This window comes from Chroococcidiopsis cubana SAG 39.79 (genome assembly GCF_003991895.1).
In the GTDB taxonomy this organism is placed as follows: domain Bacteria; phylum Cyanobacteriota; class Cyanobacteriia; order Cyanobacteriales; family Chroococcidiopsidaceae; genus Chroococcidiopsis; species Chroococcidiopsis thermalis.
Map to the genome: position 1 here is coordinate 1 of NZ_RSCK01000270.1, position 898 is coordinate 898.

At 51.6% G+C, this 898-nt stretch carries 1 protein-coding gene; it reads right to left on the bottom strand.

Features of this window, described 5'->3' with window-relative positions; genetic code table 11:
• On the bottom strand, nucleotides 1-898 hold an 898-nt coding region (locus DSM107010_RS37850; protein ID WP_148125956.1), incomplete at both ends, for an amino acid adenylation domain-containing protein.

An 898-nucleotide genomic window follows, 5' to 3' on the forward strand; every position in this document is an offset into this window, starting at 1 on the left:
AGTGCCTTGCGATCGACCTTATTGTTTGGCGTGAGGGGAAAAGCCTCTAGCACGACAAAGTTGGAGGGAACCATGTATTCGGGCAATCGAGCGAGTAAGTATTCTCGCAACTGTGAGTTAGCAGGCTGTTGTCCTGGCTGTGGTAACACGTAGGCAACTAGGCGCTTGTCACCCGGTACATCTTCGCGAACCACGATCGCTGCTTCTCGAACTGCCTCGTGACGACTTAAAATTGTCTCAATTTCGCCTAATTCGATGCGATAGCCCCGCACTTTCACTTGAAAGTCGATACGACCGAGGAATTCTACATTGCCATCTCTGCGGTAGCGTACCAAATCTCCTGTGCGGTAGAGACGGTCTGCCGGATTTTGGCTCAAAGGATGGGGAATAAACCGCTCTTGAGTTAACTCCGGTCGATTCAGATAACCGCGAGTCACACCTTCGCCCCCAATCAGCAGTTCGCCTGCAACTCCCACGGGAACAGGTTGTCCGTTCCGATCTAAAATATACAGCTCAGTGTTAGCGATCGGACGACCGACGGGAACGATTCCATTTACTTGCGTCAGCGTATGAGTTGCCGACCAAATGGCAGTTTCTGTAGGACCGTACATATTGTGAACTTGTCCCGCCACGATCTGCTGGAGTTGGAGCGCCAAGGCTTCGGTCAAAGCTTCGCCGCCAACCATCATCTGACGTAACTGTTTCATAGCGGCGCGGGTAGCAGTATCGGCAATTAACAAACCCGCCATTGATGGAGTGCATTGCAGGTGTGTCACTTGATGACGCTCGATCAGTCCTGCCACAGAATTATTCTGTGTTGCAACTTCAGTCATAGGCAGATTGGACTGCTCCTTCACGCGATCGAGTAGTGGCAGTTGGGACAAGACTAGATCGGTGT